This is a genomic window from Thermostichus sp. OS-CIW-31, assembly GCF_054060305.1.
In genome coordinates this window covers 1-18,764 of the sequence record NZ_JBSSDA010000033.1, presented here as the reverse complement: position 1 = coordinate 18,764, position 18,764 = coordinate 1, and the positions used below count along the sequence as shown (strand labels likewise).

14 protein-coding genes and 2 pseudogenes are annotated in these 18,764 nt (G+C 58.3%); 7 read left to right on the top strand and 9 right to left on the bottom strand.

The window, feature by feature from the left end; genetic code table 11:
• Nucleotides 1–100: 100 nt before the first annotated feature.
• Nucleotides 101–253: pseudogene (locus ACVWY9_RS13605) on the top strand (NAD(P)/FAD-dependent oxidoreductase); the annotation flags it as partial.
• 54 nt (nucleotides 254–307) lie between these two features.
• Here the strand turns inward: ACVWY9_RS13605 and ACVWY9_RS13600 are convergent.
• Together ACVWY9_RS13600 and ACVWY9_RS13595 are read right to left on the bottom strand one after the other, a co-directional pair.
• Nucleotides 308–1,912 carry a serine/threonine-protein kinase gene (locus tag ACVWY9_RS13600; RefSeq protein WP_457388944.1) on the bottom strand — a complete coding sequence of 535 codons (1,605 nt, stop codon included), beginning with the start codon at nucleotides 1,910–1,912 and terminating at the stop codon, nucleotides 308–310.
• A 67-nt stretch (nucleotides 1,913–1,979) separates the two neighbouring features.
• Nucleotides 1,980–3,221 carry an HhoA/HhoB/HtrA family serine endopeptidase gene (locus ACVWY9_RS13595; RefSeq protein ID WP_457388942.1) on the bottom strand — a complete coding sequence of 414 codons (1,242 nt, stop codon included), beginning with the start codon at nucleotides 3,219–3,221 and terminating at the stop codon, nucleotides 1,980–1,982.
• 192 nt (nucleotides 3,222–3,413) lie between these two features.
• On the opposite strand from ACVWY9_RS13595, the gene ACVWY9_RS13590 reads away from it, so the two are divergent.
• From ACVWY9_RS13590 to glgP, 3 genes are all read left to right on the top strand, one after another.
• Nucleotides 3,414–3,947: a nucleoside deaminase gene (locus tag ACVWY9_RS13590; RefSeq protein WP_457388946.1), complete on the top strand. Its 534-nt coding sequence runs from the start codon at nucleotides 3,414–3,416 to the stop codon at nucleotides 3,945–3,947.
• A 273-nt stretch (nucleotides 3,948–4,220) separates the two neighbouring features.
• Nucleotides 4,221–5,405: a SpoIID/LytB domain-containing protein gene (locus tag ACVWY9_RS13585; protein WP_457388940.1), complete on the top strand. Its 1,185-nt coding sequence runs from the start codon at nucleotides 4,221–4,223 to the stop codon at nucleotides 5,403–5,405.
• 446 nt (nucleotides 5,406–5,851) lie between these two features.
• Nucleotides 5,852–8,053, top strand: coding sequence for an alpha-glucan family phosphorylase (glgP, locus tag ACVWY9_RS13580; RefSeq protein WP_457388938.1), 2,202 nt, complete (start codon nucleotides 5,852–5,854; stop codon nucleotides 8,051–8,053).
• A gap of 103 nt (nucleotides 8,054–8,156) precedes the next feature.
• Here glgP and ftsH read toward each other — a convergent pair whose 3' ends face one another.
• Nucleotides 8,157–10,073 (bottom strand): ATP-dependent zinc metalloprotease FtsH, encoded by a 1,917-nt coding sequence (gene ftsH, locus ACVWY9_RS13575; protein ID WP_457388936.1) that lies wholly within the window; start codon nucleotides 10,071–10,073, stop codon nucleotides 8,157–8,159.
• Nucleotides 10,074–10,339: 266 nt separating this feature from the next.
• Between ftsH and ACVWY9_RS13570 the strand changes: the two genes are divergently transcribed.
• Complete coding sequence (locus ACVWY9_RS13570; protein ID WP_011432275.1) at nucleotides 10,340–10,813, top strand: globin family protein; 474 nt, start codon at nucleotides 10,340–10,342, stop codon at nucleotides 10,811–10,813.
• Between the two features lie 278 nt (nucleotides 10,814–11,091).
• On the opposite strand, the gene ACVWY9_RS13565 is transcribed toward ACVWY9_RS13570, so the two are convergent.
• From ACVWY9_RS13565 to ACVWY9_RS13550, 4 genes are all read right to left on the bottom strand, one after another.
• Nucleotides 11,092–11,331 (bottom strand): ferredoxin-thioredoxin reductase variable chain, encoded by a 240-nt coding sequence (locus ACVWY9_RS13565; RefSeq protein WP_457388934.1) that lies wholly within the window; start codon nucleotides 11,329–11,331, stop codon nucleotides 11,092–11,094.
• 626 nt (nucleotides 11,332–11,957) lie between these two features.
• Entirely contained in the window at nucleotides 11,958–13,328 is a 1,371-nt protein-coding gene (locus tag ACVWY9_RS13560; protein WP_457388932.1) for a cytochrome c biogenesis protein, read from the bottom strand.
• 111 nt (nucleotides 13,329–13,439) lie between these two features.
• Nucleotides 13,440–14,189: a cytochrome c biogenesis protein CcdA gene (locus ACVWY9_RS13555; RefSeq protein WP_457388930.1), complete on the bottom strand. Its 750-nt coding sequence runs from the start codon at nucleotides 14,187–14,189 to the stop codon at nucleotides 13,440–13,442.
• Between the two features lie 80 nt (nucleotides 14,190–14,269).
• Nucleotides 14,270–15,163 (bottom strand): prephenate/arogenate dehydrogenase, encoded by an 894-nt coding sequence (locus tag ACVWY9_RS13550; RefSeq protein WP_457388928.1) that lies wholly within the window; start codon nucleotides 15,161–15,163, stop codon nucleotides 14,270–14,272.
• Between the two features lie 509 nt (nucleotides 15,164–15,672).
• On the opposite strand from ACVWY9_RS13550, the gene ACVWY9_RS13545 reads away from it, so the two are divergent.
• Nucleotides 15,673–16,071 carry a hypothetical protein gene (locus ACVWY9_RS13545; RefSeq protein ID WP_414330450.1) on the top strand — a complete coding sequence of 133 codons (399 nt, stop codon included), beginning with the start codon at nucleotides 15,673–15,675 and terminating at the stop codon, nucleotides 16,069–16,071.
• Here ACVWY9_RS13545 and ACVWY9_RS13540 read toward each other — a convergent pair.
• Complete coding sequence (locus ACVWY9_RS13540; protein ID WP_457388926.1) at nucleotides 16,068–17,987, bottom strand: ABC1 kinase family protein; 1,920 nt, start codon at nucleotides 17,985–17,987, stop codon at nucleotides 16,068–16,070. The two genes, ACVWY9_RS13545 and ACVWY9_RS13540, sit on opposite strands and share 4 nt — an antisense overlap.
• 212 nt (nucleotides 17,988–18,199) lie before the next feature.
• Here ACVWY9_RS13540 and ACVWY9_RS13535 point away from each other — a divergent pair, with 212 nt between their 5' ends.
• Entirely contained in the window at nucleotides 18,200–18,595 is a 396-nt protein-coding gene (locus ACVWY9_RS13535) for a hypothetical protein (RefSeq protein WP_457388924.1), read from the top strand.
• On the opposite strand, the pseudogene ACVWY9_RS13530 reads toward ACVWY9_RS13535, so the two are convergent.
• Nucleotides 18,567–18,764, bottom strand: a pseudogene (locus tag ACVWY9_RS13530) (RNA-guided endonuclease TnpB family protein); the annotation flags it as partial. The gene ACVWY9_RS13535 and the pseudogene ACVWY9_RS13530 sit on opposite strands and share 29 nt — an antisense overlap.

Sequence of the window (18,764 nt, the reverse complement as noted above, 5' to 3'; positions counted from 1 at the left end):
CTTCTGCCATTTGTTTTCATCTAAAAAAACCAACTTCATCCTCTTTCCTCTATAAATTATTCTCTCTATCCTAACATAAGATCAACACGACCTAGCTCCCTCCTTCCCCCTGGACCCAACGCGGGAGCGCTACTCCATGTACCTAGCCAAGGTGCATCTATTACCCTGGCTCTATTGGAACCGCATGCTCAAGGGCAAAAAGTTTGAGGCAGACATCTTCAAGCCCATCAACAAGCTGGTGCACCGCTACTAGGGCTTTCTATCCCCTCACTCCCCAGCCTCTCTCCCTTTGGGAGGGGGGAGTTTTTTACAGGCAGGCTTTGAACTTTTTCAATACCGCCCGATCCAGCATCAGCAGCGCCGCACGTAGGCCACCTGAGTAGCCCCAAAAAAAGCCCACTGGCAGATGACCCTTGGGCGCTGCCAGACGGGTTGTGAGCTCCCCATACCCCAGCCAGCGGCCCTGCACCTGCCAGCCGACTCTTTCCCCCATGCAGTCTTCGCGGGGCAAGGCTAAGAAGGAGCCCGAACGGATCCCTCCTCTTCCCTCCAGGTCACACTCCTGCCAAAGCTGCTTCTGGACGGTAAAGCCAAAGCGCCCATGGCTGGCCCGCACCCACAGTTGGTCAATCAGCCGCAGCATGGGGCAGGGGAAGGCCTGAACATCCTTGGGATCAAAAAAGCCCACTTGCGAGCGCCCAGCAAGCTTCAGCATCAGGGCTGTCGTCCAGCGATCCGCCTCCCCCCACTGCCCCGCTCGCAGCCGATCCCACAGACCTTGCAAGGCAGGGGCTGCTTCCCCCACCCACTCTGGCCAAGAGAGAGTTCCGGGCTGGGATCCCCCCTTCCCTCTCTCCTCTGGACAGACCTCAGGAAAAATCAGGGATCCGGATCCCTCTTCTCTTCCAGCTTTTTTGGCAGTGGCAGGGGTGGGAGGTGCCACCAGTTGCTCTAGCTCTTCCGCCGAGTGCCGGGACAGGAGCTGTTCCAGCTCGTCTTGGGGTTGTGGAGGCTGGGCCAAGATCTGCTCCAGCTCCCTCAGCTCTTGGGTGCGGATGGCCGGCTCAAAAGCAACCGGCTTCCTCCCTTGTTGAGAGGCTTCTGCCGGTAACAGTGCCAGCCACTCGGCCATGGTTTGCGGGCGCTCTTCTGGGTGGAGAGCCATCCCTTTGAGAATGGCAGCCTCCACAACCTCGGGAATGTTGGGGTTAAGGCTGCGAGGGGTATCCAACTGGCGGCCTGTGGCCCGCACTGGCGCACACATAGGCACCATCCCCGTCAGCGCCGTGTAGAGGGTTGCTGCCAAGGCGTAGACATCGGTGAAGGCGCCGCGGCGGCGCAAGCTGTCGTATTGCTCTAGAGGAGCATAGCCATCGGTGCCGTAGGAGGTGTGGCGTTGGATCAGACCTTGGGTGTAGCCGCGAGCTAGGCCAAAGTCGATCAAAACTGCCTGCCCGGATCCCTCCCGCACCATGATGTTGGATGGCTTCACATCCCGATGCAGGATCCCCTGTTCGTGCAAGGCCATCAGGGCAGATCCCACCTCCCGCGTCAGGCACAGGGCTTCCGGCAGGGGCAACGGCCCTTTTTGCCGCAGAAGCTGGTGCAGAGTCTGGCCGCGGATGTACTCCATCACAATACACCAGCGCTCCTGCTCCCAGATCACTTCTTCCACCTTCACCACATGGGGATGGTGGCAGCGGGCCAGTTGCAGCGCCTCGTTCATGAAGTTCTGCTGGAAGCGGGGATAGTCGGGATCCTCACGAAGGCTGTCGTTCAAAACTTTGATAACCACCTGGTCGGCACGAACGCTATCCCAGGCCCGGTAGGTAATGCCGAAGCCCCCCTCCCCCAAAACGGCCTCGATGCGGTAGCGTCCCCCTTGCAATTGTTCACCACCTGCCCAAGCCATATCTGGATCCCTGCCCCTACTGCCATTCTGTCACAGGGATCAGAGAGTTGCTGGCCTATGGAACCCCCTAGAAGTCCGAGGGCAGCACTCCAGTTTTCACCTGGAAGGTGCGCGCCTGTCCATCGCGGATGACCCGCAGCGTCAGTGTATTGCCCACCCCAGCGGCTTCCACCAACTGCTGCACCTGCTCGGCATCGCGGATGGCCTGCCCATTGATTTCAGTGATCACATCCCCCTCCCGCAAGCCAATCTCCTCAGCCGGGGATCCCGAAATCACCTGCCCGATCAAGACCCCTTCTTCCACTGTCAGCGTGGTGGGACGAGCGGGGTCGCGGTTGAGGCGCGCCACAATGTCAGGGTTGAGGGTGATCATGCGAATGCCCAAGAAAGCGTGCTCTACCCGACCATTCCGGATCAATTGCTCGGCAATTTCCATGGCGCGGTTGATGGGGATGGAAAAGCCGACGCTCTGAGCTCGCTGGAAGATGGCCGTATTCACCCCAATCACGCGGCCTTCCGCATCCAGCAGTGGGCCACCCGAGTTGCCGGGGTTAATGGCCGCATCCGTTTGCAGGAAAGTCACCCGCTTGTTGACAGCCCCAATTTGCCCGGAGGAGCGCCCGACGGCGCTGATGATCCCAGCAGTTACGGTATTGTCCAGGCCCAGCGGGTTGCCAATGGCGATGGCCCAATCCCCCGGTCGCACCAAGTCAGAGTTGCCCAAAGTAACCGTGGGCAGATTCTCCCCCTCAATCCTGATCACCGCGATATCGGTAACCGGGTCTGAGCCCTTCACCTCCCCTTCAAAGGTGCGCCCATCCAGCAGGTGAACCCTGACCCGCTCGCTGCCTTCCACCACATGGGCGTTGGTGAGGATCAGGCCACTGGCGTCGATGATAAAGCCCGATCCGGTGCCCTCCTGCTGAAACTCCTGCGGCAACTGCGGTATCTGATTTCCAAAGAAGCGGCGAAACAGGGGCTGGTTGAACAGTTCTGGGTTGACCCCCCTCGACACAGTGCGGGTGGCATCGATGCGCACCACCGCTGGGCCGACCTTTTGGGCGACTGCAGCAATAAAATTGGAAGGCCGGACAGCATCGGCGGGAGGGGCAGAATTCGCAGCCTCAGGGCGGGGCTCAGACCAGGGCAAAAGGGATCCTACTCCCTCACTGGCCCGTCGCGTCCAAGTGATCAGGGGAGTTTGCTGTAACCACTCCTGCCCCGCTCGAGACGATAGCCAGACCCCACCTGCGACGCCTCCACCAAACAGAGCCATCGCCAAAAGTGTATGCCGTAGAATCCGCGCCATGCTCCCTCCCAAAGCTAAGCCGTATCGCCAAGACTCAAAAGGCGTGAACCCGCTCCCCCGACTTACGCCATCAAGAACCAGTTCACTCCTGGTCTATTCTATCTATTCCTACTCTTTACTTTTGGATGTTCGGGGTATGTGTGCTTACCCTAGCAAATCTTGCGGGCAAAGGCAGTGCTCGAAACACCCAAAATGATCGGGGATCCGAGCGAGCTCCATTCCTCCGAGCCACAAGGGCGGGATCCGTGGCAGCGCCACCGCGCCTGGATGCAGTTGGCCTTGCGAGAAGCTGAGCAAGCGGGAGAAGCCGGAGAGGTTCCGGTGGCAGCTCTGGTGGTCGGGCCAGGGGAAGAGCTGTTGGCCCTGAGCAGTAACCGGCGGGAACGGGATCGGGATCCCACGGCCCATGCGGAGATTCTGGCCCTACGGCAGGCAGGGCAGCGCTTGGGCGATTGGCAACTGCGGGGCTGTCGGCTGTACGTCACGCTTGAGCCTTGCCCCATGTGTGCCGGGGCCATCAGCCAATCGCGGCTGGCCCAGGTAATCTACGGCGCCGATGATCCCAAGGCCGGGGCTTTGCGCAGTGTACTCAATTTGCCAGCTTCTGCCGCCAGCTTCCATTGCCCGGAGGTCATCGGCGGAGTCTGCGAGGCCGAGTGTCGCCGCCTATTGCAGCAGTGGTTTTGCCGCCGGCGCGGGATCCCCTCTGAGCCGGCTGAATCCTGACCGAGGGACTGGGGGCGGAAAATTCTGGGTTGAAGTCGTGCATCTGCAGGATGTTTTTGATACTGTCATAACGGGTTCGGCTGGCCCTTGCCCGGGATCCCGCACCAGCCTCAAAAAAGGCTTTCCGAGTGCGGGATCTCTTGAGCCCAACGGTGGCCGCTTGGGTTGTTGAGGGTGCGTCGGCCCTATGCCTGGATTCTCAAAACCCGACTTGTCTGGGATCCCTCGCTGGCTATGCCCAGCGGCGGGTAGTCTTTCACAGAGGATTGGTGTGTGACTATTGCCCTCTCCTTTTCTCCTCTCCCATCAGCTTGGCTTAGGAGTATTGCCCTTCTGGTTTGGGCTTGGCTGTGCTTGACCTTTCCGGTGCAGGCACGGGTGCTGCTGCGGGTAGGTATTGCCGTCAACAAGCCCCAGGTCACCGTCGGCAGCTCTACCGGAGCCCGCCTATTGAATGCCCAGGGACAGCCGCTGGCAGAGGTGCAGGCCATGCAACCGCTGCAGGCCAGCCGTTCGGGTTCAGCAGTCAGTTTGGCCGGCCAACAGGGAGAACGTCTTTACCTACAGCCCACCACCTCCGATGGGTTAGTGTTTATCGACCAGAATTGGTACCGTGGCTGGGTGGAGCTGATCCCTGGCGAGCGTGGGGTGATTGCCATCAACCAAGTTGGCTTGGAGGACTACGTTTCCAGCGTAGTGGGCAGCGAGATGGGACACCGTTTTCCCATGGAGGCTCTTAAAGCCCAAGCCGTGGCCTCCCGCACCTATGCCCTCTACCACCGCAGTCGCCGTTCCCAGCAGCCTTTTGACTTAGGAAACGGGATTGATTGGCAGGTTTACAAGGGAGTGGCTGCCGAATCCAGCCGTACCCAAGCGGCTGCCCGTGAGACCGCCGGGCAGGTTCTCATCTACCAGGGGCAGTTGATCAATGCGGTTTTCCACTCCTCTGCGGGGGGACATACGGATGATGCAGGCAACGTCTGGTTAGAATCGCGGCCCTACTTGCAGGGGGTGCCGGATTTCGATCACCACTCACCCGTGTTTAGCTGGACGGCCACCGTTCCTGCCCAGCAGATTCAGCAGTTGGCTGCCGGGATCGGGGCTATTCGTTCTGTGGAGGTACTGCGCAGCTCCCCGTGGGGACGGGCGATCACGGTGCGCCTGACGGGATCCCAGGGAATCAAAGATCTCAGTGCTGGCGATTTTCGTCGGGCTCTAGGGTTGCGCAGCACAAAGATTGCCATTAGTCCACGCGGAGAGGCCGCCACTACAGCCAGCTTGGCTCCTGTGGCAGGGACATTCCCAGCTTTCTTTGAGATTCATGGGCGGGGCTACGGGCACGGGGTGGGCATGAGCCAGTGGGGAGCTGCCGCCCTGGCCAGCCAAAACTACTCTTACCAACAGATCCTCAGCCACTACTACCGCAACACCAGCTTGGCAGTGGTGGAAGGACGCTAAGGCTCAACTTCAGGGAGAAGCCAACAAAATAACCGATTGGTAGCAAAAGTAGCTGCAGTTTTTAAGAGCTTATGAGAAGCAGCATTTTAATTGAACCGGAGGGGTTCCCCAAGGGTTCGTTGGGGTTCTGTAGATTTTGTTAACTTTGAGTTAACTCTAACGTTGCACCATCTCTGAAGATAGACGGGCAGCTTCTGCCGGAATCGAAAGCTGGGCTGCCTGTGAGCGCTGCTTTTGAAGGCTCCGCGCTGCTATGACAAGATCGAGAGAAGCCTGGGCAAATTTGGGTTACATCCCTGAAGATTTTGTGAAGATTTTGTAGAGATCTTGAATTCCCCTCTCGGGATCCTCAGGATCGGCTCAATAATAATTGAGATACGTTTACCAGCATCGACCTCTACCTCTTCTTTTTCGAGCCCATAACTTTAACCCCAGGTATCTGTCCTATGTCCATTGCCACCTTAGCTCCTGCTTTTCCCGAACGTTGTCCGGTGCTGCCGGAAGCGCTCACGCCCCTGTGCGAGATCGCCCGTAACTATTGGTGGACTTGGAACCCGGATCACCTCACCATTTTCCGGGAAATGGATCCCGCCCTGTGGGAAAAAACCTCCCACAACCCGGTGCGCATGCTGGAGGAGGTTTCCTACTTGCGGTTGGCAGCCTTGGCCACCGATGTGAACTACCTCAACACGTTGAACCGGATGGTGCAGTCCTATCGGCAGTACATGACGGCTGAGGATACCTGGGCCAAGCGCACCATGAAAACCTACGACTGGCAGCGTCCCATCGCCTATTTCTGTGCCGAATACGGCTTGCACGAGTCTTTGCCCACCTACTCTGGCGGGCTGGGTATGTTGGCTGCCGATCACCTCAAGTCGGCCTCGGATTTGGGAGTGCCCCTGGTGGCCATCGGGTTGCTCTACCGTCAGGGCTATTTCCAGCAGCGCCTGGACAACAATGGCTGGCAGGGGGAGCTTTACGAAGACTCTGAGTTTGAGTCTCTGCCGTTGACTCTGGTGCGCCAGCCGGATGGCAGCCCTCTGTTGGTGGAAGTGGCGATGCGGCAGCGGTTGGTGAAGGCGCGGGCCTGGCGGGCGGACGTGGGCCGGGTACCTCTTTTTCTGCTGGACACCGACCTGCCGGAGAACGACCCCATCGATCGCTGGATTACCGCCCACCTCTACGGGGGCAGCACCGATACTCGCATTGCCCAAGAGTGCATCCTGGGTATCGGTGGGGTGCGCCTGCTGCGCCAGTTGGGTTTGGATCCCATGGTTTATCACATGAATGAAGGGCACGCTGCTTTCCTAACGCTGGAGTTGCTGCGGGAGGAAGTGGCGCGGGGCACCCCCTTCGAGACGGCGGAGGCCAAGGTGCGGGAAAAATGTGTGTTTACTACCCATACACCGGTGCCGGCTGGCCACGATGCCTTTAGCCCCAATGAGATGGATGCGTTCTTTGCCTCCTTCTGGCCTCAACTGGGCCTGACGCGGGAACAATTTTTGGCCTTGGGAGCTCGGCGCACTGGGGATCCCTGGGAGCGCTTTAACATGACGGTGCTGGCTTTGCGGTACGCGCGGGCAGCCAATGGCGTAAGCAAGCTCCACGGACGGGTTTCTCGCGAAATGTGGCATGTGCTCTACCCTGAGCGATCGGTGGATGAGGTGCCCATCAGCTCCATTACCAATGGGGTTCACGCCCGTACCTGGGTTTCCCCCCTCTTCTGGAACCTCTACGACCAGTACTTGGGCCCCGATTGGCCGGAGCGGGTGTCAGACCCGGAACTGTGGGCCAAGGTGGAAGAGATCCCAGATGAAGAACTGTGGCGGCGCAAAGAGGCTCTGCGGGAGCGGCTGGTGTCTTTTACCCGTCACCGGGTGTTGCGGGCCCGGCGCAATCGCGGCGAAAGCAATGAGCGCATCCAAGCGGTCAACCAGTTGCTGGATCCCAAGGTCTTGACGATTGGGTTTGCCCGCCGCTTCAGCACCTACAAGCGAGGAGATTTGATCCTGCGAGATCTGGAGCGAATTACCCGCATCTTCACCAACAAAGAGTACCCTGTACAGATTATCTTCGCCGGCAAGGCCCATCCCCGGGACGAAGGGGGCAAGCGCCTGATTCAGCGGGTGGTGGAATGGTCCAACCGGCCTGAGGTGGCCAACCGGGTCGCCTTCATCGAAAATTACGATGCCTATGTCGCTCGCAATTTGGTGCAGGGGGTCGATGTGTGGCTGAACAACCCGCGACGCCCTCTGGAGGCCTCCGGCACCTCAGGACAAAAGGTGGGCTTCAGCGGGGGATTGAATTTGTCGGTGCTGGATGGCTGGTGGCCGGAAGGTTACAACGGTCGCAATGGCTGGGCTATTGGCCAAGAAATCGAAGGTCTGGATCCCGCTGCCCAAGACGACTTGGACGCCAACTCCCTCTACGACTTGTTGGAGTATGAGGTGATCCCCATGTTCTACGACCGGGATGAGAAAGGGATCCCGCGCCGCTGGATTGCCCGCATGAAGGAGGCCATCCGCACCCTCAACCCCGTTTTCAACACCGACCGCATGGTGGCCGAGTACGTGCTGAAAATCTACGAGCCTCAGCCCCTGGAAGCAGAGGCGAGCCGGACTTTGTTGGGTTCGGCTGTTGCCGGCTAGGGTGGACTCCCCCTCTCCCAGCGCAAATCATACAAAACATTGGGATCCCTCTCTCCTCAAGAGGAAAAGCAGGGATCCCGGGTTTGCGCTTGGGGAAAAGAGACTAGGCGCTGGCGTTGACGGCCATAGGAAGCGTCAGCGGCTCTGGCTCCTCTTCGGGGGGCAGCATCACCACCTCAGAGTTGTCGATGATGGCCTGCAGCTCTTCCCCATCGATGGTTTCGGCCTCTACCAGGCGGCGGGCGATCCGATCCAAGAGGGCACGGTTTTCCCGAATCAAGTAGGTGGCCCGTTGGTAGGCCTCGTTCACCAGCCGCCGCACCTCTTCGTCAATGAGGGCCGCTGTTTCCTCCGAGAAATCCCGTTCTGCGGCGATTTCCCGGCCCAGGAAAATGTTGGTGTACTGGCGACCTAGGGCTACATTTCCCAGGCGATCGCTCATGCCAAAGCGGGTCACCATGTTGCGGGCGATGCGGGCCACCTGCTGCAGGTCACTGGCTGCCCCTGTGGTGATCTCCGACTCTCCGTAGACCACTTCTTCGGCCACGCGCCCACCCAAGGCAACGGTCATCATGTTCTTCAGATGGGCACGGGTGGTTAGTCCCATGTCGTCATCGCTGGGCATGAACCAGGTGAGGCCACCTGCTTGTCCCCGGGGGATGATCGTCACTTTTTGGATGGGATCGTAGTTGGGCAAGAGGGATCCCACCAGGGCATGGCCCGCCTCGTGGTAGGCCACCAATTCCTTGCGCCGCTCGCTCATCAGCCGATCCTTCTTCTCTGGGCCGGCCAACACCCGATCCACCGCGTCGTTGATCTCGTCCATGGAGATCTCGGTGAGGTTGCGGCGGGCTGCCAGAATGGCTGCTTCGTTCAGGAGGTTGGCCAAATCGGCACCGGTAAACCCAGGAGTACGGCGGGCCAACTTCTCCAAATCCACATCCGCAGACAGAGTTTTACCGCGGGCGTGCACCTTGAGGATCTCCAGGCGGCCTTGGAAGTCGGGGCGATCCACCGTAACTTGGCGGTCGAAGCGACCGGGCCGCAGCAGCGCCGCATCCAGCACATCCGGGCGGTTGGTGGCGGCGATGACGATAATGCCGGAGTTGCCCTCAAAACCGTCCATCTCCGTGAGCAACTGGTTCAGGGTCTGCTCCCGTTCGTCGTTGCCACCCCCCAAGCCAGCTCCCCGCTGGCGACCGACTGCATCAATTTCATCGATGAAGACGATGCAGGGAGCATTTTGCTTGGCTTGCTCGAACAGGTCCCGTACCCGCGAGGCCCCCACCCCAACAAACATCTCCACAAACTCGGAGCCGGAAATGGAGAAAAAGGGCACACCCGCCTCTCCGGCTACGGCGCGGGCCAACAGGGTCTTACCGGTGCCGGGCGGGCCCACCAGCAGCACCCCGCGGGGAATCTTGGCTCCCAAAGCGGTGAAGCGCTCTGAGTTTTTCAGGAAATCCACCACCTCTGCCAGCTCCAGCTTGGCCTGATCGATGCCGGCCACATCGTTGAAGGTAATCTGGGTTTTCGGCTCCATTTGCACCCGCGCCCTGGATTTGCCAAAGTTGAGAGCTTGGCTGCCTGGGCCATTTTGAGCCCGCCGCAGCAGGAAAAAGAGCCCCAGCAAGAGCAAAACCGGCAGGAAGAAGGTGCTGAGAATGCGCCCAAGTAGCCCCTCCTCTTGAACAGGGCGTACCGCCAGCTCCACCCCGTTGGCAACCAGGGTGTTCTCAAACTCAGGGGTAAGGGGGGGCAGATTCACCTGCACTTGGGTGGCGCGGTTGTTGATTTCTGCCTCGGCGATGGCAACCTGGCGACCATCCGGGGCCGTCTCCACCAAAACTTTGCTGACCTCGCCCCGTTCAACACGGCTGATCAGGTCGGAGTAGCTGATCTCCAAACGCTCAGGCGGGCGGGTACCCAAGAAGGTGGTGGCTAAAGAGATCAAGACGATGACCAGTAGCGCATATAACCCCGCGCTTCTCCATTTCTTGTTTTTACCTTTCTGACTCACGGAAGTGTTTCCTCCCAAAGGGTGTTTTTGAATCGAACTCGCAGATGGTGACCTACGGGTAACAATCTGGGGTCGGGTGGGTTCTTGCAGCAACAGACTGTTAATTAAAATTAATATTAACCTGACTGAGAGGGTTGCCGGGGATCCCTGCAATCCCGCTCTTCTGGCCGGGAGTTTGGGGATAGGATTGAGAGACCAAGGCTGTGCCGTCAGCCAGGATAGGTGGTGTTTTTTCCATTCTCATTCCAGCTTGCCCAGGGATCCCTATGCTGACTCAACTGCGCGAACTGAGCATCGCTGCCGACGGGCGCTATCTCAGGGATGAGGAGCTGCAGTTCATGGAGACCTACCTAGCCTCCTTTGACCTACGCCTGAGCGCCTATCGCAAGATTCAGGCGGCGGAAGCCCAGATCATCCGGGATGTGGAGATGAAAATGCGCGCGCTGGATCCCTACTTGCTCATGCGAGGGGTGGAAGACTTTAGCAACAAGTGGAAGGCTGACACCGTGCGGGTTCTGCGCCTTTCGGCTTTGGCCATGCTCCTGGACGATGAGCAACGCTACAAAGATCGATTTCTCTACTGGTTCCAGACCTTAATGCGGGCCTTCCGCACCCAACGCAGTTGCGAGGCCACCTATCGCTTCCTACAAGAAGTGATAGCCAATTACCTCACCCCCGAAGAAACCAAGTTGATCAGGCCGATTCTGGAAACCAACCGCACGCTGCTGGGCCTTAACTAGGCAGCCGTCTCAGCAGACTGATACATTTACGCTGAACACTGCTGAACATCACTGTTCAACTATGCAGCGATGGCATTCTGTTTGTTTCCAAACAGAATGGCGGTATCCCGCAAAGCTTTGAGTAGAATACCCAAAGCGCAGTTTCCGTGTCGTCTTACTACCAATTTTCTGCTTTGCTTTGGCTACCATGTTGGCAGACTCGAAAGTAAACAGAAAGATCAACTGGTAGTAATCCGTACTGAACATATTATACATTATTTTCAGTATAGTTGAGCTTATTATTGACTAGAGTCATGCTCCACCACCTCTAGCTCATCAGCCTGGAGATGGGCACGGAACTTGTTGCCAAACTGCACCTGAAAGGGAAAATTGGCGCTGATCGGGCGGCCATTCCAATCTCGAAGCACGGCCTTCAGTTCCCCTTCCATACCTTTGAGGTCAAAAGGTTGATTGCGATGTTCCGGGTGGTGATAGACAATCACGCTGGTACGCACCCGCACCCGATCTCCAACTTTCATGTCTTGCCCTCCTAACAAGGCGGCCCACCACAGGAACCCACTGGAAACACTCTAGCTCAATCTCTAAGCAAACCTTCGAGATGTGGAGAAGTATGTGGAAACTGAAACAGTAGTTTGTATTTTCCTCAGGGTCATCTTCATGTTGGGAAGCCCCAGAACATCCCCTCAAAGTCAACCCAGAGAAAGCCCGTCTCAACCAATGGGATCCCTCTGGAGCCAACAGCGCCGCTCACTGGATCCCTGGGTTGTATAGATGGGATCCCTATTGGGCAGGAGGCTGGTTTCGCCGGAAAAAGCTGCGTCTAGCCAATCTCAGCTTCCACCGGGATCTGGGAAAGAGAGAAGGCGACCTTTTGTTGCTGATACATTTACGCTGAACACTGCTGAACATCACTGTTCAACTATGCAGCGATAGCATTCTGTTTGTTTCCAAACAGAATGGCGGTATCCCGCAAAGCTTTGAGTAGAATACCCAAAGCGCAGTTTCCGTGTCGTCTTACTACCAATTTTCTGCTTTGCTTTGGCTACCATGTTGGCAGACTCGAAAGTAAACAGAAAGATCAACTGGTAGTAATCCGTACTGAACATATTATACATTATTATTATTTTCAGTATAGTTGAGCTTATTATTGACTAGAGTCATGCTCCACCAAGCGGTCGAATTCTCGCTCGAAGGTGACCAAGGCCCGGTTGGTTTTGCCCCCCAAGTAGAGCCCCGCCTCCGTTTGCAAAGCCCAGATTTGGCTGTAGCTGAAGTAGCTCATCACCACCCCCACCATCAACAGCCCAAATCCGAGATACACCGCAGGGATCCCTGGATCCGATTTAATTTGCAGTCCGGTAGCGCCGATCACCTCATCCAGATACAGAGTGAGGGGGTTGGGGAAGCGTTGGGGAGCGACCTCGTCGAGGGCCAAGCTCATGCCTTGGCGCAGGGATCCCATCCATTGCCCTTCAGTGTCGTAGAGGAGGGCTGTCCCCTGCAGATCCGGCAGCAGCAGCGTGAGGCCCTGGCTCATGTCCGGCTGGGTGGGCACAAAAGCGCCCCAGAGTTTGTTGCCTGCCTCGGTGCGCACCGGCACCACCGGGATTTGAAAAGAGGGGCTATTGTTGACGCGGATGCGGATGCTGTCGATGCTCCAATCGGCTTGGTAAAGGGTCACACCCCGGTAGGAGAGAGGATGGTTGACGGAAATGGTCTGACGTTTGACCTCCTGACCCTGATCCAAGATCGAGAGGTCGGAATAAAACTGCTTGACACGGCCATCGGGAGCGTAGTCAATCCAGAAGCAATTGGCCCGAATTTGCCAGGTGGGCAAGTGAGCACGAGCCAGATCTCCCGCTCCGGTCAAGTGTTGAATAGAAGCCACGCCGCCGCTGGGAATGAGTTCTTGGGCCTTGAAGCCGCTAATGCTGCCCCAAATCGCCCCCAGCAAGATCAGCAGCATGCTGACATGCACCAAGATGGGGCCGATCCTGCCGATTAACCCCTTGCGGGCGTAGAGGTAATGGCCCTCCTGAAACACCAGATAGCCCTGTCGGCGCAACTGCTGCGGCAGCCCTTGTAAGGATTGTTGGGGCAGATAAGTCCAAAAGGGCAGGCGCTGAAAAGACTGCGGACGGGTGAGATAGCTCCAACGGCGAGCCACCTTGAGCATTGGCCACTGGCGCGTAAAGGAACAGGCGGCAAGGCTGCTGCCGAACAGGATCAAAATGGCCAGAAACCAAGGGGTGCGGTAGACGTGATCCAATCCCAAGCTCAGGATCACCCGCCAGGTGAGAAAGCCAAACAGGGCCGGATGCTCTGGATAGTGGGCTTGATAAAAAGCCGCTGTTTCCTCTTGCTCGATCACCGTGCCGGTGGCGCTCAAGACCGCAATCGCCAACAAAAGGCCAATGGCCAGGCGCAGATCCGCCAGCAGCGGCAGCAGCTCATGACGAAAGTACCGCCGCAGCGAGGAAACCCAGCGGGCAAGCGGGAGAGAGTATATGACCATGAGAAGTTTGTCGGCTTAAGATTCAGACCGCTGCTCTTGCCAGGCAAGGTGCAGTCCCCAACAGGGTGCTGTAGGTGTAGCCCCATCTTAGCCTGCAGCAGCAGGGATCCCTTAGACCCAGGCCGACAGGATCGTTACGCTGCCGAACCCCACCAACACCACCCCACTGGCATAAGTGAGCCAGCCCGACCAGCGCCGCAGGGCCAACAGTTGCTTCACCAACCCGGTAAACACCCCCGCCAGGAGCAGAGGAAAGGCCAATCCCAGCCCGTAAGCCAGCAGCAGCCCGCCTCCTACCCATGGCTGCCCTGTGGTGGAAACCCAAGCCAGCAAAGCCACCAAAACCGGCGTACTGCAGGGAGAGGCCACCAGGCCAAAAGTTAACCCCAGCAACACTGCCCGACCTAACCTGGGCCATTTCCCGGGAATCTCGAGGCGGTTAAACCAATCGGGAAAACGCAGGGGGATCACCTCCAACAAGTTCAGCCCCATCAAAATAGCAATTCCCCCCACCACAACAGGCCCGAAGGATCCGGTTTGTCCGTAAACGCGACCCAGCAAAGCTGCCGACAAACCCAGCAGGGTCAGGGTAAAAGCCACCCCAGCCGCAAAACCCAGGGATTGAGCCCAGACCTGCAGCCGCCCTTCCCCAGCCGTTTCCTCAGAAGCGGGGGTGTAGCCGCCGATGTAGCCGATGGTCACCGGCAGCATAGACAGCGTGCAGGGGGAAAGACTGGTGAGCAAGCCGGCCAAGCCCACCACCAGCAGACTGACGGGAGAAAGGTGCTGCAGTTGAAACTGCACCAGCTCAGTTGCCCATTGTTCCAGTTGGTAAAGCCAAAGCTGAGCCGTGCTCAACATAAGCTCAATCTGTCCACATAAGCTCAAGGTAGCATGAACTCCCCCGCCCCCCTGGGATCCCCAGTCTTGGGGGAGTACGTCTACTGTCCATTCCCACCGCGCAGGTTGTGAGGAATTCCGCGAGGATGGTTGACGGGGAACTGCTGCCATTCCTGTTGAGCTCGTTGCAGCACCCGGAGCAATTCGTCCCACCTTTCGCCAGCGATCAACTGCTCTATCTGTCGCAGCTGAGCTTGGTAGCTGCTCAGGGCAGTCAGCAGCGCCTGTCGGTTGTGGCGGGCCATTTCCAAACCCAATTGCGGGATCCCTCCGCCAACACGGCTGGTATCGCGGAATCCGCTGCTGGCCAAAGTGCGGGCCAATTCCAGAATCGCGGGATCCCCTTCTTGGCTAACCGCTGCGATCAAACTGGCGCTGACCATAACTGGCAAATGGCTGATCCAGGCCACCGCTCGGTCATGGCGTGCGGGATCCGTGAGGACAGCTTCTGCGCCAACAGCAGCAATCAGTTCTTTCACCGCATCGAGAGCCTGAGGTTGGGTCTCGGCGATGGGAGTGAGCACGTAGGGCCGCCCCCGAAACAAGTCAGCTTCTGCCGCTTGGATCCCTTGCAGGCTTTTGCCGGCCATGGGGTGCCCCCCCACAAACCAGGGCCACAATTCGGTTGCCGGAGCAACGATGGGCTGCTTAACCGAGCCGACATCGCTCACCACGGTTTCTGCCGACAAATAAGGCAACAGGGCGGCTAGCGTGGTCAACACCTGCTCCAGAGGGGTACAGATCAGCACCATTTGCGGATCAAAGCGAGCCAACTGGGCCAACTCGGTTCCACAGCCTTGGACAGCACCCCGTTCCAGAGCCTGTTTGCAGGTGGCCGGGTTGCGGCTTATCCCCCAGACGGGATATCCCTTTTCGGTCAGTTTGAGGGCCAGGGATCCGCCAATCAACCCCAACCCGACAATGGCAATGCGCATAGTATCTCAGTAAGCCAGTGAAACTCCTTTTTGGACACCACCAACAACCGCTTCCAGGTGTAGTAGGAGGCTGCTCCCGTAGCTCAGCGATACTCGCCACCGGCGGGCAAGCCTAGTTCCTTCCGAAGCTCCCGCCGCAGCAGCTAAATTCTCGGCCAGGGACTGTCCACTTGTCCATTTTTAAGTCAATATAGGGGTAATATCCGGGCTTGCTTGCCCTGCGGATTCGTGGTAGCCAAACTGGCCTCCGACAGGAAAAACAAGGGCAGGCCTTGGATGTATTGGCAGGAGCTCGGCCCGCTGTGGACTGCTGTTGCGCCGAAGGGATCCCAGCCTTTCGTGCCGGCTCAGCGCAGTTCTTCTTCGCTTACTCAAGAGCAGGTGTCCCTCTTCTCAGCGATTCTCCAGAACTGTACCCATCGAGCCACTTTCACAGCGGGCTCGGCTTTTGGCCTGCGAGTTCCCGCTTTAACCCCCGTTGGGGAGCACTCTGTCGTTTAGGAGATTCTATGCCTAGTGAACCCAAAACCCGCAAGAGCCGTGAAAGCACTAACCCGCGCCCGCGCGACCGTCGTCGTGAATCGGCCAAAGGGAGCAAAGGGGCAGTCTCAGCCACCCATCTCTCCTTGCCGAAGCTAATTCAAGAGAATGCGGTGCTCCAATCTCGCAGCCAGTTGTTGTTGATGTACAGTGACTTCCAAACCGAAATGCCCAACGATGGCAAAACCGGTGTGGGCACCTGGCTACAGTCTCGACTCAAGGAGCACGGCATGCCCAGCCTGCTGCGTTTTGGCCCCCGCTCCCGCCCCCAGGTTTTCCGCCGCGATGAATTTTCCGAGTGGATTACGCTGGCTCTGGCCTCTGTTAACCCCAACAGCGATACTGCCCCCCAAGAGCACCTGAGCTAGGCCGGAAGGGGAAGTTGAGCGGTAGAAGCAGAGGTTGCTGGCCCAGGGATCCCGCCACGCCCGTTGAGGGAAGAGGGTGAACTGGGCTTTTCTGTATCCGGCAATAGCAGGTCGCGGATGAGGCGAGCTGCCGAGCGTTGCAACCAGCGGGAGGCCAATTGACGGCCCAGTTGTTGAGCTTCGGGCTTGGCGACCACCTTGGCAACAATCGGCAGAAGCTGCAGCGGCTGAAAGCTCGGGTTGCTGCTGAGGAGTTCCCACAGACGCTGCAAATGAGCCAAGCCATCTGAGCCACCCTGGGATCCCGAGCTGGAAAAGAGCACATCCACTAGGCGCTCCCGCAGGAAAGCGCCCCGCTCAGAAAAGATAAAATCAACGGCCTTTTCCAGGGATCCCTGCAGGTCAAAATCCTCGCTGTTGACGGCGTTGCGCAGCAGGTTCTCCAGGCGGTTCCAGCGAAATTGCCCCTGGTTAAACAGCAGCTCCCGCAGAGATACGCGCAGCTCCGGGGCCGGGTCGGTGAGCAGGCGCTGAGCCACGTAGGGATAGGCCACGCTCAACACCTTAAAGTTGGGATCCAGGCCGATGGCAATCCCTTCCAGGGTGAGCAAAGAGCGGATGATCAAGGCGTAGTAGGCGGGAACTCGAAAGGGAAAGTCGTACATCACCCCCGAGAGCCGATCGGTGATGCTCTTGAAATTCAGTTCGGAGACCGATTTGCCCATCGCTTCGGCGAAGACAGCTTCCAGAGCAGGGATGATGGGAGTCAGGTCGGTATCCGGATCCAGGAACTCCAAGTCCACGTAGTCTTGGGCCAGCCCGGCAAAGTCTCGGTTTACCAAATGCACAATCGCCTTGATCAGGCCGTAGCGCTGATGGGGCGCGATGGTGCTCATCATGCCGAAATCGATATAGGCCAGCCGCCCGTCGTACATGGCCAAGAGGTTGCCCGGGTGGGGATCGGCGTGGAAAAAGCCATTTTCCAAAAGCTGCTTGAGGGAGCAATTGACACCGATCTCGATCAAGTGCCGTCCATCCAGCCCCGCAGCAGCGATTTTGTCAACCTGAGTCAGCTTGATGCCATCAATCCACTCCATCGTCAGCACCTTGGTGCGGGTGTACTCCCAGTAAATTTTGGGAGCGTAGATGGAGGGGTGACGGTACAGCGCCAGGAACCGCTCGGCATTGCGGCCCTCCTGCGTGTAGTCCATTTCTTCGTAGAGGCGCCCGGCAAACTCATCGACGATGCCCACCAGGTCGCTGCGGATGCGGCGGAAAGTGCGTTTGGCCCAGGCGGCCAGGCTGCGGACAATATACATGTCGAGAGAGATGCGCCCAATCAAGTCGGGCCGCTGCACCTTGACGGCGACTTTCTCTCCGGTATGCAAGTAGGCTTGGTACACTTGCCCCAAGCTGGCGGCGGCAATCGGCTCGGGGCTGATTTCTCGAAAGATTTTGTCTACGGGTTTGCCGATTTCCGACTCGATGAGGGCAAAAGCGATGGCATTGTCAAAGGGGGGCAGCTCATCCTGCAGTTTGGCCAGTTCCTCCAGAAACAGGGGCGAAACCAGATCGGGACGGGTGGAGAGGGCTTGGCCGATTTTGATGGCCGTCGGCCCCAATTCCGTGAGGATCTCCCGTAGCCGGGCCGCATGTTTGGGGCGATTCTTCAGTTCTACTCCCCGCCAGCGATCCCAAAACACCCAGGCCAACAAGCCCAAAAAGGGGGTGATCAACTGAAACAGGCGCCGCACCACCAGATCCCAGCGCCCTCGATATTGCTTGGCCAACTGCTCTGGGTCGTAACGCAAGCTTGGCTCAGGAACCACCCCCAGATCTGCCGGAGGGATGGAGACAGCCCCAGAACCCAAGCCATCCTGCCTCGCTGCTATTGTCACTACCGGTGTTGCGCCCATAGATGCCCCAACGGATTCCGTAACACATCTTAACTTGCTGGCTCAGCCTGGCGACCCTCGGAGACAGCCACCAGCCTGCTCGATTGGGTTTGAAAAGGCGGGACGAACCTTCGGAATAAGGATCTTCAGTCTTCTCCCTGAGGAGTTGACAGCAGCCCACCTCTGGGGATCCCCGCCAAACCTAAAATGGGAAAACCGCGATCTCTGCCTTTGTGTCTGGATCCCCCCCTCTGCCGCCTGCCGAGCCGAGTTCGACCGGATTTGCAGCCCTTAAGGCGCGCCACCTGCTGTTGGCCTTCTTGGTGATCAACCTGGGGGTAGGTTTGGGAGCCATCGCCTTGGCCCAGCTGTTTCATCTCCCATCTGACGATCCTCTGCTGGCCGACTTTGTCTATTGCGCTACATTTGTCCTCACCTGTATCTGGAGCTGGCGACGGGGGCAGCAAGCCCATCTGCAGATGAGACGGCTGTGGGGCAACTGGCGGGCTGCTATTCCTTGGGGATCCCTGCTGCGGGTGGTGCCGGCTTTGGTAGTGCTCTCCATCGGCACAACTTTAGTAAACTACCCGACTCCGACCGCTAAGCGGTACGGAGCGGGCTTTCAGTAGCCCTGAGCCTGCTCTGCTCTACCAGAGAACAAAACAAGCCCGGACCTCCAGGCTGGTTTACGGCAGCCCCCAAGAGCGCAATCACATTCGCACCATTCAAATCCGCATCCCCTTCCCATCCACAGTGTCCACACTTAAACTTCTTTCCACTGCGGTAGGATTGCGCAGG

What these genes read in the sequence shown, in the direction of transcription:
- ACVWY9_RS13540 (WP_457388926.1), bottom strand. Translation starts at nt 17,987, where the DNA reads ATGGGCGCAACACCGGTAGTGACAATAGCAGCGAGGCAGGATGGCTTG.
- ACVWY9_RS13555 (WP_457388930.1), bottom strand. Translation starts at nt 14,189, where the DNA reads ATGTTGAGCACGGCTCAGCTTTGGCTTTACCAACTGGAACAATGGGCA.
- ACVWY9_RS13550 (WP_457388928.1), bottom strand. Translation starts at nt 15,163, where the DNA reads ATGCGCATTGCCATTGTCGGGTTGGGGTTGATTGGCGGATCCCTGGCC.
- ACVWY9_RS13570 (WP_011432275.1), top strand. Translation starts at nt 10,340, where the DNA reads ATGCTGACTCAACTGCGCGAACTGAGCATCGCTGCCGACGGGCGCTAT.
- ACVWY9_RS13590 (WP_457388946.1), top strand. Translation starts at nt 3,414, where the DNA reads ATGATCGGGGATCCGAGCGAGCTCCATTCCTCCGAGCCACAAGGGCGG.
- ACVWY9_RS13560 (WP_457388932.1), bottom strand. Translation starts at nt 13,328, where the DNA reads ATGGTCATATACTCTCTCCCGCTTGCCCGCTGGGTTTCCTCGCTGCGG.
- ACVWY9_RS13600 (WP_457388944.1), bottom strand. Translation starts at nt 1,912, where the DNA reads ATGGCTTGGGCAGGTGGTGAACAATTGCAAGGGGGACGCTACCGCATC.
- ACVWY9_RS13595 (WP_457388942.1), bottom strand. Translation starts at nt 3,221, where the DNA reads ATGGCGCGGATTCTACGGCATACACTTTTGGCGATGGCTCTGTTTGGT.
- ACVWY9_RS13545 (WP_414330450.1), top strand. Translation starts at nt 15,673, where the DNA reads ATGCCTAGTGAACCCAAAACCCGCAAGAGCCGTGAAAGCACTAACCCG.
- glgP (WP_457388938.1), top strand. Translation starts at nt 5,852, where the DNA reads ATGTCCATTGCCACCTTAGCTCCTGCTTTTCCCGAACGTTGTCCGGTG.
- ACVWY9_RS13565 (WP_457388934.1), bottom strand. Translation starts at nt 11,331, where the DNA reads ATGAAAGTTGGAGATCGGGTGCGGGTGCGTACCAGCGTGATTGTCTAT.